This window comes from Phyllobacterium sp. YR620 (assembly GCF_900104165.1).
GTDB classification, from domain to species: Bacteria; Pseudomonadota; Alphaproteobacteria; order Rhizobiales; family Rhizobiaceae; genus Phyllobacterium; species Phyllobacterium pellucidum.
Window position 1 is genome coordinate 165,166 of sequence record NZ_FNJP01000005.1, and the last position, 14,350, is coordinate 179,515.

The window sequence follows — 14,350 nt, forward strand, 5'->3', positions numbered from 1 at the left end:
ATTGACGCGGACGACCCGCGGACGTAGAGCGTTTCATCAAATCCAAGCGTTAACAGGAATAACGAATGAACCCGCGCCTAAACACCGAAATCGAACTGACCCCCGAATTGATCGCGGCGGCAGCAGAGGCCAAAGCATGGCCGTTCGAAGAGGCGCAGAAGATCATCAAGCGTTACGCCAAATCCGGCTTTCCTGAAACGGTGTTGTTCGAGACCGGCTATGGCCCTTCGGGACTGCCGCATATCGGCACCTTCGGCGAAGTGGCGCGTACCTCAATGGTGCGCCATGCTTTCCGCGTTCTGACCGGCGACAAGGTAAAGACCAAGCTTCTCTGCTTCTCCGACGACATGGACGGCATGCGCAAAATACCGGACAATGTGCCGGATCCAGCATTTCTGGCGCCGTATCTGCACATGCCGCTCTCGGCAGTGCCTAACCCGTTTGGCGGCGACTACAAGAGTTTTGCCGACCACAACAATGTCATGCTGTGCCGGTTCCTTGATACGTTCGGCTTCGACTATGAATTTGCGAGCGCGACGGAATATTACAAAGCGGGCCGCTTCGACGCAGTCTTGCTGCGTGCCGCCGAGCGGTATGACGATATCATGAAGGTCATGCTGCCGACGCTCGGCGAAGAGCGCCAGGCGACCTATAGCCCGTTCCTGCCGATTTCGCCGACAAGCGGCCGTGTGCTCTATGTGCCGATGAAGAAGATCGACGCCGGGAACGGCACGATCACCTTTGATGATGAGAACGGCGAGGAGACCACGCTCCCCGTCACCGGCGGCAATGTCAAGCTGCAATGGAAGCCTGACTTTGGCATGCGCTGGGCAGCGCTCGGCGTCGATTTCGAGATGTTCGGCAAGGACCACCAGACAAATGCGATCATCTATGACCGCATTTGCGAGATACTGGGTGGCCGGGCCCCCGAACATTTCGTCTACGAGCTTTTCCTCGACGAGATCGGCCAAAAGATTTCGAAGTCGAAGGGCAACGGCCTCAGCATTGACGAATGGCTGACCTACGCCCCGACCGAAAGTCTCGGCCTCTACATGTTCCAGAAGCCGCGCACGGCAAAGCGGCTCTATTTCGACGTCATTCCCAAGGCGGTTGATGAATATTTCACCTATCTTTCGGCCTATGGGCGTCAAAGCTGGAAGGACCGGCTGAACAATCCTGTCTGGCATCTCCATGACGGCAACCCGCCGACCGTGGACCTGCCGGTGCCCTTCGCACTGCTGCTGAACCTCGTAAGCGCCTCCAATGCCGAAAACAGCAGCGTGCTCTGGGGTTTCATTTCGCGCCATGCCAGGAATGTGACTCCGGCAAACAATCCTGAACTTGATGCGCTGGTCGGCTATGCGATCCGCTACTTCAATGATTTCGTCAAGCCGACCAAGAAATTCCGCGCGCCCGACGAGGTGGAACGCGGCGCCCTCGCAGCCATGGACGAGAAACTCGCGACGCTCGCGGACGATGCCGACGGGACCGACATCCAGAACGCCATTCTCGATGTCGCGCGCAGTATCGAGCGCTATCAGGACCACACCAAGAAGAGCCCGGAAGGTGGTCCAGGCGTCTCGGTGTCGTTCTTCCAGATGCTCTATGAGGTACTGATCGGCCAGGAGCGCGGCCCGCGCTTCGGCTCCTTCGTCGCCCTCTATGGCATCCCGGAAACGCGTGCCCTCATTGCAAAGGCCCTGGCCGGCGATCTGTCGTAGTCAGGGGCAAACCAGCGGGAGTCCTCTATGCTTGATCATACTGGAGTTTCAGTCAGCGATTTCGAAAAGAGCAAGGCGTTCTATCGCCAGTTGTTCGCGTCAATCGGGTATGAGTTGATCCTTGAATTCCCGGCGTCCGTGACCGGCAGTTCGGACGTTGCGGGCTTTGGTGAAGGCGGCAAGCCGGATTTCTGGATCGCCAGCGGCGAACCAAACAGGCCAACGGTCCACGTAGCGTTTCGTGTTGGCAGCCGGAACATCGTCGATGCCTTCCATAAAGCGGGAATTGCCGCCGGCGGAACCGACAACGGCGCGCCGGGGCTGCGTCCGCACTACCATCCCAACTATTACGGCGCCTTCGTTCGCGATCCCGACGGGCACAATATCGAGGCTGTCTGCCACGAGGGTTGATAGGCGGCGGGTGGCAATTACGACACCCCCCTCATGGCTGCCCCATTTCCTCACAAGGGTCCTAAGGACAAATCGAGCCGCAAGTCTTTACCCGGGGGCCTCACGGCTTGATCGACCTTGGATCCCTACTGCTGCGGTGGCGGCGGGAACGGCGCGCCCGGGACCGGCAACGGCGCAGGGACGGCAGGCGCCGCCAATTCCTCCGGCGGTAAATTATCCCCGAACGCAGGCACCGGCAGTTCCTGCGTAATCGGCAACGCCGGCGGTGGACTGCCGAATATGCCGAGCTTCGCCTCTTGCGCCTTCTTCATCGTTTCCGACTGGGGCGAACCATCCGGTGCGCGAGCCCAGCCGTTCTCGACCAGCCATTGCGCAAGATCGACACCACCGAGCCGGCAATGGGTCGCAATGACAGCTTCGGGCGGCTGGCCCGGCACGTCGCATTCGACCGCACGCTGGCGCAGCCAGTTGCGAAATGCAGTGCGGGCCGCCATGCCGCAGGGCCAGGTCGTACCCTCGCTGGTGCAAGTCTCGTTCGGCTTGATTTCCTCGATACCGTCGAGCGTGATGCGATAGCCCGAAACTTCGAGCGAACCGGCCGCGATTGCCACGGGCCGGTAGAGCAAGGTCGGCTTTGCCGTATCGTCTACCGGCACCGGCGGTGGCGGGGGTCTGAGCGATGGCGGCGGTTCCGGTGGCGCGGGCGGTTTTGGCGGCAGGGCCTGGCCGAGCTCGCTCAAGGGTTGGCGCGGCGCGACCCTCTGCAATGGCGTTGCGTCACCGATCGAAGGTGACATCAGGTCCGGCTTGACCGTGCGGGCCGCCTTCGGCGCTGCTTTTGGCTCATCCGGCGCCGCGCTTGCCTCATCGCTTTGCGCGTCCTGCATTTCCGCTGGCAATTCGAAATTCTCGGTCGTTACCGTTGGCTCGTCGCCGCTGGCTGGCCGCGCAGTCTCCAGCGCGCCGTTGAATGGGGCAACGAAGGCGTAAACAAGCGTCAGGGCAACCAGAACCGTCAGGATATAAAGCGGCAGCTGGCGCATGCGGATCAGTCCTACTGGCTTGCCCACAGGATCCTCGCGATCCAGTCGATATGGACCGCGTCAAAGGTGCGATTGGGATGTTCGGGATTCATCGACTGCAACTCGATCGTGCGGGCGGTCTGGCGGGCCAGAATCTTGGCCATGACTTCGCCGTCCCTGGTGCGAACCACGACGCGGTCGCCGCGGCGAACCGCAGCACCCGGCGCGACGATGATCGTATCGCCGTCACGGTAAAGCGGCAGCATCGAATCCCCCGACACCTCCAGTGCATAGACGGAGTCGCCGGAGCCCACGGGAAATTCGACCACGTCCCAACCCTGCCCGACCGGAAAGCCGCCATCATCGAAGAAGCCGCCGGCGCCGGCCTGCGCAAAGCCGAGAAGCGGTATCGAACGGATGGCCGTACCGCCCGCCCTTACGGCCTTGCCCACGACCAGCATCATGAACTCATCGAGCGAGGCACCCGTGGCCTCCATGATCTTGGCGAGGGATTCGGTCGAGGGCCAGCGAGCCCGCCCGTCGACCGCGAAACGCTTTGATTTGTTGAAGGTCGTCGGATCAAGCCCCGCGCGCTTCGCCAATCCTGAAACGGAAAGCGAATGGCGTTCTGCCAATGCGTCTATGGCCGCCCAAATGCGGTCATGTGAGAACATGTTGGGTCTCGGATAAAAGGAAAAAATACCTTCAGAGGTGTTTTAAGAACGAATTTTGGAAAAGTCGAGGGGAATTACGGAAAACTTTCTTATTATCCAAAGAAAAGTGGGCATAAGCTGCCCACTCTTTTCAGATTCATGCAGACGCCGTCAAGCAGCCTGCTTTTTCTCCTCGACCGGATAAGGATTGAACCTTTCGTAGAAGGTCTCACCCTTTTCCGCCATGTCGAGAAGGAGTTTCGGCGCCTTGAACTGGGCCCCGTACTTTCGCTGCAGCCCCTTGGCGATCTCGACGAACCTGGCAGCGCCCATCCCGTCGATATAGGAGAGCGTTCCGCCCGTATAAGGGGCAAACCCGAAGGCGAGGATCGAGCCGACGTCCGCTTCACGCGGGTCGGTAACAATGCCTTCCTCCATCACGCGGGCAGCTTCCAGGGCGATCGCAACGAGGAAGCGCTGCTTCAGCACCTCGATATCGATCTTGTCCGGGTCCTGCTGCGGGTAGAGCGTCTTCAGTTCCGGCCAGAGCTGCTTCTTTGCGGGCTTCGCAGGATAGTCGTAAAAGCCCTTGGCGTTCTTGCGCCCGCGGCGGTCGTACTTGTCGACTAAGGTATTGACCAGTTCAACGTGGCGGGGATCGATCGCCTTCGGCCCGAGATCGGCGAGCGTCGCCTTCAGGATCTTCTGCGACAGATCAATGGCCGTTTCGTCGTTGAGCGCCAGCGGCCCGACCGGCATGCCGGCCATGCGCGCGACGTTTTCGATCATCGCCGGCGGCACGCCCTCGATCAGCATATTGTAGGCCTCGGCCATGTAGCGCAGCACGCAGCGGTTGACGTAGAACCCGCGCGTGTCATTGACGACAATCGGCGTCTTCTTGATGGCACGCACGTAATCCAGCGCCACCGCAAGCGCCTTGTCCGAGGTCTTCTTGCCGAGAATGACCTCGACCAGCATCATCTTGTCGACGGGCGAGAAGAAATGGATCCCGACGAAATTCTTCGGGCGCTGCGAGACCTTGGCAAGCCCGGTGATCGGCAGCGTCGAGGTGTTGGATGCGAATACCGCGGCAGGCTTCAGTACGGCCTCGGCCTTCTCGGTCACCACACGCTTGACCTCACGGTCTTCAAACACCGCCTCGATGACGAGGTCTGCGCCTTCAAGATCGGCATAGTCGGAAGACGGCGTTATCAAGGCGAGAAGCTTCTCCTTTTCCTCGGCTGTCGCCTTGCCCCGCTGCACGTCCTTGGTGACGAGATCGGCGGAATGGGCCTTGCCCTTCTCGGCGGCATCGAGGCTCTGGTCGAGAAGCACCACTGGAATGCCGGCCTTGGCGGTGACATAGGCGATGCCGGCACCCATGAACCCGGCGCCGACGACGCCAACCTTCTTGAACTTTGTGGGCTTCACATCCACCGGCCGGCGCGCGCCCTTGTTCAGTTCCTGCAGCGAGACGAAGAGCGAGCGGATCATCATTCCGGCTTCGGTCGATTGCAGGATCTTGGTGAAATAGCGCTGTTCGATCTTCAAGGCCGTATCGAACGGGACCAGCAGTCCCTCATAGACAGCCTTGAGAATGGAGGCTGCGCCCGGATAATTGCCGTAGGTTTCACGGCGCAGGATCGCAGTTGCGGCTGGCCACAGATTGGCGCCTGCCGGCGAATAGATGGCCCCGCCTGGAAGCTTGAAGCCCTTTTCGTCCCAGGGCTGAACCGGCTTCAGGCCGCCCTTAATCATCTTCTTTGCTGCCTCGACAAGCTTCTTGGCCGGAGCGATCTCGTGCACCAGGCCCATGGCCTTGGCGCGCGATGCGGTGAGGCTGGAGCCAGTGGTCATCATCTGCAGGGCATCTTGCTGGTTTGTCAGGCGCGGGACGCGCTGCGTGCCGCCGGCACCCGGAAAAATACCGACTTTGACTTCCGGCAGCGCCATCTTCACCGACGGATCGTCGGAGACGACACGGCCATGACAGGCCAGCGACATTTCGAATGCGCCGCCCATGCAGGTGCCGTTGATCGCCGAGACCCAGGGCTTGCCACAGGTTTCGAGCTTGCGGAAGAGCCCGCCCATCCTGCCGGTGTTCTCGAACAGCAGTTCGACCGCTTTCTTCGGGTCCCTTGCCTTTTCGGCCTGGAACATCTGGAACATGCGCTTGAGCATGGTGAGGTCGGCGCCGCCGGAAAAGGTATCCTTGCCGGAGGTGATCACCGCGCCCTTGACCGAATCGTCCTTGGTAACGCGATCAACGATCTGATCGAGTTCCTTCATCACCTCTTCGGTGAAGACGTTCATCGATTTGTCAGGCATGTCCCAGGTGACGAGTGCAATGCCGTCCGCGTCGACGTCGAATTTGAAGTTGATGTAGCTCATAAGTCCGTTCTCCCTCAGACGCGTTCGATGATCGTTGCCGTGCCCATGCCCGCACCGATGCACAGGGTAACGAGGGCGACATTGAGATCGCGGCGTTCGAGTTCATCGAGAACCGTGCCGAGAATCATCGCGCCGGTTGCACCGAGTGGATGGCCCATGGCAATGGCCCCGCCATTGACGTTGATCTTGTCGCGGGGGATGTCGAATGCCTGCATGTAGCGCAGCACGACTGCGGCAAAGGCTTCATTGAGTTCGAAGAGGTCGATATCCGAGATTTTCATCTTGGCGCGCTTCAGGAGCTTGTGCGTCACATCCACCGGGCCGGTCAGCATCAATGCAGGGTCGGAACCGATATTGGCAAAGGCGCGGATGCGGGCGCGAGGCTTGGCGCCGAGCGCCTTGCCGGCACTTTTCGAGCCGAGGAGAACGCCGGCCGCGCCATCGACGATACCGGAGGAATTGCCCGCATGGTGCACATGGTTGATCGTCTCGACCTCGGGGTGCGCCTGAATGCCGACCGCATTGAAGCCGCCCATTTCACCGGGCATCACGAAGGAGGGGTTGAGTGCCGCGAGCGCCTGCATATCGGTCGACGGGCGCATGTGTTCGTCGTGATCGAGAATGGTCAGGCCGTTCTGATCCTTGATCTCGAGCACCGAATTCTTGAAATAGCCTTTCTTCCAGGCCTCGCCTGCACGCTTCTGGCTCTCGACGGCATAGGCATCCACATCGTCGCGGCTGAAACCGTATTTGGTCGCGATCAGGTCGGCGGAAACGCCCTGCGGCATGAAATAGCCGGGGAGCCCTACGGACGGATCCATATACCAGGCACCGCCGGACATGCCCATGCCGACGCGCGACATGGATTCGACCCCGCCGGCGATGACGATATCGTCCGCGCCCTGCACGATCTTCGCAGCGCCGAAATTCACCGCATCGAGGCCGGAGGCGCAAAAGCGCGATATCTGCATGCCAGGCGCCTTGAAATCATAGCCGGCTTCAAAAGCCGACGAGCGCGGAATGACGGCGCCCGCTTCGCCGACCGGATCGACGCAGCCATAGATAATGTCGTCGACCAGCCCGGTGTCGAGGCCGTTGCGGTCGCGCAGCGCCTCGAGAACATGGGCGCCAAGGCGGACGGCGGGCACTTCGTGCAGGCTGCCATCCTTCTTGCCTCTGCCGCGCGGCGTGCGCACGTGGTCGTAAATATATGCCTCAGTCATTTCATTCTCCCTGTTCGAACCCGCGGCTCATAGGCTGCGGGCGATCAAAAGCTTCATGATTTCGTTGGTGCCGCCATAAATCCGTTGGACGCGCGCGTCGCGGAACATGCGGGCGATCGGGAATTCGTTCATGTACCCATAGCCGCCATGCAGTTGCAGGCATTCGTCGACGACCTTGTTCTGCAGATCGCTCAGCCAGTATTTCGCCATGGATGCGGTAAAGGGGTCGAGACCGCCGTTCACATGCCGCTCGACGCAATGATTGTAGAAAACCCGGCCGATGGTCGCCTCCGTCTTGAGTTCGGCGAGCTTGAACTGCGTGTTCTGAAACTCCATGACCGACTTGCCGAACGCCTTGCGCTCCTTCACATAATCGATCGTCAACGCGATCGCGCGTTCGGCCATGGCAATGGCCGAACCGCCGATCTGCAGGCGCTCCTGCGGCAATTGCTGCATCAACTGGACGAAGCCCTGCCCCTCCTCGGTTCCAAGAAGGTTGGAGGTCGGCACGCGCACTTCGTTGAAAAACAGCTCCGAAGTGTCGTTGGACTTGAGGCCGACCTTGTCGAGGTTGCGGCCCCGCTCGAAGCCTTTCTGGCCATCGGTTTCAACAACGATGAGCGACGTGCCCTTGGCGCCCTGCGATGGATCGGTCTTGGTGACGACGATGATCAGATTGGCGAGCTGGCCATTGGTGATGAACGTCTTCGATCCATTGATGACGTAGTGGTTTCCGTCCTTCTTGGCGCTGGTCTTGACGCCCTGGAGATCGGAGCCTGCTCCCGGTTCCGTCATTGCGATGGCACCGATAAGCTCACCGGTCGCCATTTTCGGCAGCCATTTCCGCTTCTGCTCTTCCGAGCCATAGTGGAGGATATAGGGCGCAACGATGGAATTGTGGAGTGCAATGCCAAAACCGTCGGTACCGACGTGACTGATCGCTTCGAGGATTGCGGTTTCATGGGCGTAGGTGCCGCCGGCGCCGCCATATTCTTCCGGCATCGAAGCACAAAGCAAGCCATTCTGCCCAGCGAGTTCCCAGATGGAACGGTCGAAGATCTCCTGCTTTTCGAAGCGGTCGTAATGGGGCACCACCTCGGCCTCAAGGAACCTGGTGGCCATATCCTCCAGCATTACGACATCATCGGTCTTCCACGCAGGCTTCGGAACACCCAATACTTCTTCCGGTCGCAGACCCATCACTAACCTCCCGATTTCGGTTACAGGAGCCGCGTGAGGCGCGGCTCGGAAAAGCGTTCACCGGCAGCTTAGAATGCTTCGGCGGGCAGCGCCATCATCGTATCCGCTCCGGTCTGGATGCGGGCAAGATGCGCCGATGTCTCCGGCATCACCCGCTCCATGAAGAATTTGCCGGTGGCGAGCTTCGTCTCGAAGAAGGCCTTGTTCTCGGTGCCTTCCGCGAGCTTCGCATGCGACGCCTTGGCCATGCGGGCCCACATATAGCCGAGGCTGACAAGACCGAAGAGGTGCATGTAATCGGTCGATGCCGCGCCGGCATTGTCCGGATTGGCCATGCCATTCTGCATCAGCCACATGGAGGCGGCCTGCAGGTCGTTCAAGCCCTTCTTCAGATGCTTGGTGAAGAAGGCGAGATTATCGTCGCTGCGATTTTCCTCGCAGAAGTCGCCGACTTCCTTGAAGAAGGCCATGACGGCGCGGCCGCCATTGAGGCCGAGCTTGCGTCCGACCAGATCCATTGCCTGAATGCCGTTCGCGCCCTCGTAAATCATGGCGATGCGCGCGTCGCGCACATACTGGCTCATGCCGTGTTCTTCGATGTAGCCGTGGCCACCGAACACCTGCTGTGCCATGCAGGCATGTTCGAAGCCCTTGTCGGTAAGAACACCCTTGAGAACCGGTGTCATCAGGCCGAGCATGTCATCGGCAAGCTGGCGCTCGGCCTCATCGCCCGAGCGATGCGCGACGTCGGATTTCAGCGCAGACCAGAGGATGAAGGCGCGGCCCGCTTCATTGAACGACTTGATCGTCAAAAGGATACGGCGGATGTCGGGGTGGACGATGATCGGATCAGCCTTCTTGTCCGGCTCCTTGGGGCCGGTCAGCGCGCGGCCCTGAATACGGTCGCGGGCATAGATGGCGGCATTCTGGTAAGCGACTTCACCGATCGAGAGACCCTGGAGCGCGACGCCGAGCCGTGCTTCGTTCATCATGGTGAACATGGCGCGCAGGCCCTTGTTCTCCCCGCCGAGGAGGTAGCCAGTCGCCTCGTCATAATTCATGACGCAGGTTGAATTGCCGTGAATGCCCATCTTTTCTTCGATGGAGCCACAGGAAACGCCGTTGCGCTCGCCCGGATTGCCTTTCAAATCGGGAATGAACTTCGGCACGATGAACAGCGAAATGCCCTTCACGCCCTCCGGCGCTCCTTCGATGCGGGCGAGAACGAGGTGAATGATATTCTCGGCCATGTCGTGTTCGCCGGCCGAGATGAAGATCTTCTGGCCGGAAATCTTGTACGAGCCGTCGCCGTTCGGTACCGCCTTGCTGCGCAAGAGCCCGAGGTCCGTTCCGCAATGCGGTTCGGTGAGATTCATCGTGCCGGTCCAGATGCCGTCGGTCATCTTGGGAAGGTAGGCCTGCTTCTGCTCGTCGGTGCCATGCGTGACGATAGCCGCAATCGCGCCCTGGGTGAGGCCGGGATACATGACCAGCGCCATGTTGGCGGATGCCATGTATTCGCCGGCGGCGACATGCAACGTATAGGGAAGGCCCTGGCCGCCGAATTCCTGCGGAACCGCAAGCCCAACCCAGCCACCTTCGCGATAGGCATCGAAAGCCTGCTTGAAGCCCTTGGGCGTCGTGACCGAACCATCGTCGTGGCGCACGCAACCCTCATGATCTCCGATCTGGTTCACTGGAAACAACGTGTTCTCGGCGAGTTTGGCGCCTTCGCCAAGGATGGCTTCCACGATATCCGGCGACGCATCGGCAAAACCCGGGAGGTTGTTGTAGCGTTCAAATCCCAGGACATCGTTCAGGACAAACAACGTATCTTCAACGGGCGCGCGGTAACTCGGCATCAGGTTTCCTCCAAAACGTAAACGAGCAGATGCGGCGTCCACACGCGGCACCGCCATATTTATCTTTGTCTAGCAAACTTTGACGTTTCCGTAAACGTCAAAGTTTGTCGAAGTTCACAGGCAGCGCCAAGACTTGGTCGCACCTCGTACAATTCCCAGTTGCAAACAAGGCCGCAACCGCGACAGCAGCAGAGCAGATTTTTAACCTTTTAGCGCCTTATCTTAACGAGTTGTTTACCACGTTTCGCCAATGTCAACGTGTCGGTGATCCGTGTCTATGTGTGGTTGGTTTTTCACGGCTTGTCGGACTGTGTGGGGCAAAGGTCCCGGCTTTCCGAATTGGCCCGAATGATCGTCTTGCGGCGCATTCGCTTTTCGGCAGACCAAGGCCACCTTTTTCCGCCCAGTCGAATCTGGAAGCGCCAGGCCGGCGCGTCAACTCGGGCAGCAGACATCCATGACAAACCAAAGGTCATTAATGGAACAGGTCAATGTGAACCGCGCACGGCGCGATGCGACGTCGCTCGACAGCCTCAACCGCACCCTAGAAACCCTCGAAGCGCAGTTGCGCGGCTCGATGCAGCCGGAGGTCGGCGAGGAAACGCCCGACATCGCCGATCGTTTCGCCGCCCTCGCCTCCCGCGCAGGACAATCGGCCCTGCCCGAACGCATCGCGCAGGCAGCACAACCTGCAACCTCTTCCGCGAGCCTACCTTCGGAAGAGAAGCACGACCTGTCCGCCATCGCCGCCCAATTGAAGCAATTGCGCGACGAGATGCGCGACGATATCGAGACCACTTCGCGCGGAGAGCTTCATGGCGAGACCATGAACCGGCTGCGCCATTCGACCACGCATGAGCGCGCGCCCTATGGCCGCAGCACTTATTATGCGAATGAGGCCGAGGCTGCGCTCGGTTCCCTGGAACGCCGCCTCAACGAAATCCATCGCACCGTCGATGCGCCCTCGCACATGCTGCCGCTGCACAACGTCGAGGAAAAGCTCAACCTCCTCACCGGGGCCGTCGAGCAGATGTCGCGTCGCCACGGCTCGGGCATTCCGACGCAGTTCATGCAACAGATGGACGAGCGCCTCGACGAGATCAGCCGCGCCATCGTCGCGACTGCGCGGCCGGCAGCATTGCAATATGCCGGGGCCGATGCGTTCGAACGCGTCGAGGCACGTATTTCGTCGCTTGCCTCGACAATCGAGTCAGCCACGCACGACAGAACCTCAGACGTTATTCTCAAGCGGATGGGTGAACTCGCGCATCATATCGAGCAACTCAACAAGCAGCATGGCACGACGACGCAGAACCTCGACATTCTTGCCGAACAGCTTTCGGCCGTGGCGCGGCATTTGCAGAGTGCGCCCGCCGCAATAAGCATTTCGGACTTCCGCGACCTGGAGGGCCGCGTACTGGAGATCATCAGCAAGCTCGATGCCGCGCCCCAGCCGGCGGCGGTTGACCCGGCCTTCATCGAGAAGATGGATCAGCGCTTCGAGGAACTCACCCGCCGCCTCGACCAGCATCATACGCTCGTCGAGCACAATGATATCCGCCTGACCGACAATCTCGAAGCACGCTTCGATGACATGGCCCGCTACTTTGCCGAGAACCTGCCGCAAGCAGACGGCACCAAGGACGCCATACGCAGTCTCGAACTGCAGATCGCCGGTCTTGCCGAACGTCTCGCCCAATCCAACGATCGCGATGCTGAAATCGCGAAGATTTCGCCGCGCCTCGAAGCCATCGAAGTCGCCATCGCCGGCAATCGCGATCTGGTCGTCGAGGCAGCACGCAATGCGGCGGCCGAGGCAATCCGCAATACAGCGAACTTCGGCAGCGATCATGAGAATTCGATCGCGCGCGAGCTCGCCGACGACCTGAAGACGCTGGAGAAGCTGGCGCGACGGTCCGACGAGCGCAACGGCCGCACCTTCGAGGCCATTCACGATACGCTGCTCAAGATCGTTGATCGCCTGGCTTCGCTCGAAAGCGGCGCCGTTCCGATCTACAAGAATTTCGGACCTGCCGAAAGCACGGCGGTCGTCGCTCCGGACGCGCCGCTGGCCGAAACAGCAACGTTCACCAAGGAGCCTGTCGCAGAAAGTGCGCCTGCCTTCGATGCGCCGCTTGTATCCGCCCGGGAAGAACAGCCTGCGTCTGACGAAATCGTCGACGCGGAAATTGCAACGGAAACGCCGCGGGAGCGTAAATCACTGTTCGGCAGCCTTACACGCAGCCTCAAGGTACGCGGCAAGCGCGAGGCAGCGGCACAGGAACCTTCACTCGACCTATCGGACGACGTCAAGGAAGAGCCGGCGACAGAGATCGACGCCGACATTCTCAACCGCCCGCTCGAGCCCGGGTCTGGCATGCCCGACCTCAATTCCATCCTCAAACGCGTCCGTGACGAACGGCGCGACATGTCGGCTGCGACTGACATCGCCGGCGGCAAGGCGGATTTCATTACGGCGGCCCGCCGCGCAGCGCAGGCAGCAGCCACAGAGGCCGAAAATCAGAAACGCGGCATCGCATTCGGCGACGGCGCGACCGACGGCACGACCAAGACCGGAATCTTCTCGCGTCAGCGCAAGCCCATCCTGCTCGCGATTGGTGCAATCATGATCGCGATAGCCGGTCTGCAGCTGAAAAATGCCTTCGTCGATCATCCGGGAACGGACCTCGCCTCCAAGGCACCGGAGCCAGCTACGCCGGAAGAGCCCGCGATCACGCAGGAGCAGCCACAGGCGGAGCCTCACACCAACGCTGCGCCCGAAACACCTGCCGAAAACAATGCGTCGGCAGTGTCGCAGCCTGCGCCCGCCCAGGACCCGGTGGCCGGCGTCATCAATTCCGAGCGCATGATCGATCCGGTGCCCGCGACCGTGCCGGCAACCGGTGCGTCCTCCGCCGTGCTGCCGTTCATCCCGGTCGAGGCGGGACCTGAGCCGCTGCGCGACGCTGCGACCAAGGGCGACAGCCGTGCACTGTTCGAGATTGGCAACCGCTACATGGAAGGTCGAGGCGTCGAAAGCGACTACGCCAAGGCCATCGAGTGGTTTGACCGCGCTGCGGAGCGTGGCTTTGCGCCGGCCGAATACCGGCTTGGCAACTTCTACGAAAAGGGCCTTGGGGTCACGCGCGATCTTGCCAAGGCGAAGTCCTACTACGAATTGGCGGCCGGAAAGGGCAATGCCAGCGCCATGCACAATCTGGCGGTGCTCTTTGCGGGCGGCGCCGATGGCGTCCCTGACAACGAGGCAGCCGCGCGCTGGTTTGCCCAGGCGGCGGAACTCGGCGTCAAGGACAGCCAGTTCAACCTTGCCATCCTTTCCGCCAAAGGCATGGGCGTGCCCCAGAACCTCGAAGAAAGCTACAAATGGTTCTCGCTCGCAGCCAATGCCGGTGATGTCGACGCCGCACAGAAGCGTGAGGATGTAGCGAAAGTCATGAAACCCGAGCAGCTCGAGCGAGCCCGGGCTGCCGTCGAGCACTGGAACGCCAAGCCTCTCAATCCCGACGCGAATGCCACCAATGTTCCGGCGGAATGGCGCGATTCCCCAGCTGTTACCGGCTCGGTGACCTCAGGAGCGCTCGACATTGAGAAGGCCATCCGCAACGTTCAGCTGATCCTCAACAAGAACGGCTATGATGCAGGCGGCTCGGATGGCAAGATCGGCACGAAGACACGCGATGCGATCATGGCCTTCCAGAAGGACAACGGCTTGAAGCCGACGGGCAATATCGACAAGGATTTCGTCAGGAACCTTCTGCAGAAAAACAAGCAGATCTGAACTGCGTTTCCCCTCCCGGTTCGACCGGGAGGGGACCGCGTTTCAAGCGGCCTGCAAGTCAACCGGAA

The 14,350-nt window shown here is 60.6% G+C and carries 9 protein-coding genes; 3 read left to right on the forward strand and 6 right to left on the reverse strand.

Annotated elements, in window-relative coordinates:
- Positions 1-65 precede the first annotated feature (65 nt).
- Both BLR72_RS17010 and BLR72_RS17015 read left to right on the forward strand, forming a co-directional pair.
- Positions 66-1,721 (forward strand): lysine--tRNA ligase, encoded by a 1,656-nt coding sequence (locus BLR72_RS17010; protein ID WP_091950525.1) that lies wholly within the window; start codon positions 66-68, stop codon positions 1,719-1,721.
- A 27-nt stretch (positions 1,722-1,748) separates the two neighbouring features.
- Positions 1,749-2,132 carry a VOC family protein gene (locus tag BLR72_RS17015; RefSeq protein WP_091950527.1) on the forward strand — a complete coding sequence of 128 codons (384 nt, stop codon included), beginning with the start codon at positions 1,749-1,751 and terminating at the stop codon, positions 2,130-2,132.
- A 125-nt stretch (positions 2,133-2,257) separates the two neighbouring features.
- Here the strand turns inward: BLR72_RS17015 and BLR72_RS17020 are convergent, their stop codons facing one another.
- From BLR72_RS17020 to BLR72_RS17045, 6 genes are all read right to left on the reverse strand, one after another.
- Positions 2,258-3,202 (reverse strand): thermonuclease family protein, encoded by a 945-nt coding sequence (locus BLR72_RS17020; RefSeq protein WP_091950529.1) that lies wholly within the window; start codon positions 3,200-3,202, stop codon positions 2,258-2,260.
- Positions 3,187-3,828, reverse strand: coding sequence for a LexA family transcriptional regulator (locus BLR72_RS17025; RefSeq protein WP_027230353.1), 642 nt, complete (start codon positions 3,826-3,828; stop codon positions 3,187-3,189). The genes BLR72_RS17020 and BLR72_RS17025 overlap by 16 nt, the downstream gene beginning before the upstream one ends.
- Positions 3,829-3,978: 150 nt before the next feature.
- Positions 3,979-6,198: a 3-hydroxyacyl-CoA dehydrogenase NAD-binding domain-containing protein gene (locus tag BLR72_RS17030; RefSeq protein ID WP_091950530.1), complete on the reverse strand. Its 2,220-nt coding sequence runs from the start codon at positions 6,196-6,198 to the stop codon at positions 3,979-3,981.
- A 14-nt stretch (positions 6,199-6,212) separates the two neighbouring features.
- On the reverse strand, positions 6,213-7,421 hold the full coding sequence (locus tag BLR72_RS17035; protein ID WP_027230355.1) for an acetyl-CoA C-acetyltransferase: 1,209 nt from the start codon (positions 7,419-7,421) through the stop codon (positions 6,213-6,215).
- A 27-nt stretch (positions 7,422-7,448) separates the two neighbouring features.
- Positions 7,449-8,621: an acyl-CoA dehydrogenase family protein gene (locus tag BLR72_RS17040; protein WP_091950532.1), complete on the reverse strand. Its 1,173-nt coding sequence runs from the start codon at positions 8,619-8,621 to the stop codon at positions 7,449-7,451.
- A 68-nt stretch (positions 8,622-8,689) separates the two neighbouring features.
- Positions 8,690-10,483, reverse strand: a complete 1,794-nt coding sequence (locus BLR72_RS17045) for an acyl-CoA dehydrogenase C-terminal domain-containing protein (RefSeq protein WP_091950534.1) — start codon at positions 10,481-10,483, stop codon at positions 8,690-8,692.
- Between the two features lie 457 nt (positions 10,484-10,940).
- On the opposite strand from BLR72_RS17045, the gene BLR72_RS17050 reads away from it, so the two are divergent.
- Entirely contained in the window at positions 10,941-14,282 is a 3,342-nt protein-coding gene (locus tag BLR72_RS17050) for an SEL1-like repeat protein (protein ID WP_091950536.1), read from the forward strand.
- The last annotated feature ends 68 nt before the right edge of the window (positions 14,283-14,350 follow it).

Excerpts from the sequence above, each read along its gene's own strand:
- BLR72_RS17010 (WP_091950525.1), top strand. The coding sequence starts at position 66 with ATGAACCCGCGCCTAAACACCGAAATCGAACTGACCCCCGAATTGATC.
- BLR72_RS17015 (WP_091950527.1), top strand. The coding sequence starts at position 1,749 with ATGCTTGATCATACTGGAGTTTCAGTCAGCGATTTCGAAAAGAGCAAG.
- BLR72_RS17025 (WP_027230353.1), bottom strand. The coding sequence starts at position 3,828 with ATGTTCTCACATGACCGCATTTGGGCGGCCATAGACGCATTGGCAGAA.
- BLR72_RS17030 (WP_091950530.1), bottom strand. The coding sequence starts at position 6,198 with ATGAGCTACATCAACTTCAAATTCGACGTCGACGCGGACGGCATTGCA.
- BLR72_RS17035 (WP_027230355.1), bottom strand. The coding sequence starts at position 7,421 with ATGACTGAGGCATATATTTACGACCACGTGCGCACGCCGCGCGGCAGA.
- BLR72_RS17040 (WP_091950532.1), bottom strand. The coding sequence starts at position 8,621 with ATGGGTCTGCGACCGGAAGAAGTATTGGGTGTTCCGAAGCCTGCGTGG.
- BLR72_RS17045 (WP_091950534.1), bottom strand. The coding sequence starts at position 10,483 with ATGCCGAGTTACCGCGCGCCCGTTGAAGATACGTTGTTTGTCCTGAAC.
- BLR72_RS17050 (WP_091950536.1), top strand. The coding sequence starts at position 10,941 with ATGACAAACCAAAGGTCATTAATGGAACAGGTCAATGTGAACCGCGCA.